This window comes from Vibrio sp. Vb1554 (assembly GCF_033344235.1).
This window is the reverse complement of the sequence record NZ_JAWPOJ010000388.1, coordinates 1-1108: the sequence shown is the minus strand read 5'-3', so window position 1 is coordinate 1108 and position 1108 is coordinate 1. Positions and strand designations below refer to the sequence as shown.

Annotated in this window: 2 protein-coding genes; both read left to right on the top strand. The window is 43.4% G+C overall.

Features of this window, described 5'->3' with window-relative positions:
* Positions 1 to 297, top strand: a 297-nt coding sequence (locus R8N28_RS26515; protein WP_318183827.1) for a type II secretion system protein, incomplete at its 5' end; no start/stop codon positions are given.
* Positions 298 to 570: 273 nt separating this feature from the next.
* A partial coding sequence (locus R8N28_RS26510) for an ABC transporter transmembrane domain-containing protein (protein ID WP_318183826.1) occupies positions 571 to 1108 on the top strand: 538 nt, incomplete at its 3' end.

The window sequence follows — 1108 nt, the reverse complement described above, 5'->3', positions numbered from 1 at the left end:
GAGAGCATCAACTCCGAAGACACGCGAAACATCGACTTAGATAACGACGGCGTAAACGATCTTATTGGTTACTTTGGATTAATCAAAAACGTGATTCCAGCAAAAGAGCTTGCCGGTTTTGACCCACACCTCACCATCAACAAATGGTACGGCGCCGATTCAGAGACTGAACCCTACTTCCTTATCGGCTTTGCCAACAAACCCGTGAGCATCCATCACCTGTGTTATGTCGAAGTGTACTACCCTAAAACACCGGGCGGACAACTTCGCTATGGAATTCAAACTGAAGACTGCTAAAAACCCTCCCAAACAAGCTTCAAAATTGTACATTTTGAAGCTTTCTACTTTTAGCGCTAACTTACGCGCCAAAACCTCAACTTAACATAGATTTCACATAATATTGTTGCATGGTTTTCTTGCAGCGAGAAAGCAAGTAATTCCTGAGCGCATATATTCAAAATCGACACAATCTGTTGTTTTCTTCTTCGCTCAAAAATTGTGCTTGTAAACTCATCATTTCGCTCAATAATAGTTCCATAACAAATTCAATAATTTAAAGCAGGAGGCGTAATGAGAATTTTCTGGCAGCTGCGTTGGTATTTTCGACAAAAATGGAAACATTATGTGGGTTCCATTCTTTTATTTGCAGTAATCTCTGCCCTTCAGCTGGTTCCACCCAAGGCAGTCGGAGTGATTGTCGATGGCGTTGTTGATAACACATTAGAAACAAACACGTTAATCATGTGGTTGTTAGGCCTTATTGTTCTACTTTTCACCATCTACGGGTGCAGAATCCTCTGGCGTATATGGCTATTTGGTGCGAGTTGGGAACTTGGAACCATTTTACGCAACCGCCTTTACCGCCACCTTTCGACTCAACCTCCCCGCTTTTTTGAACGATACAAAACTGGCGATTTGATGGCGCGCGGCACGAACGACGTAAGAAACATCGTTATGACAGCTGGCGAAGGGGTATTAACGGCAGCCGACTCGGTTATCACCGGCATAGCAGTATTGATCATCATGGTCACGCAAGTTAGTTGGAAACTGACCGTTATGGCCCTGTTACCAATGCCATTTCTCGCGGTAATTATTTTCTTTATCGTCC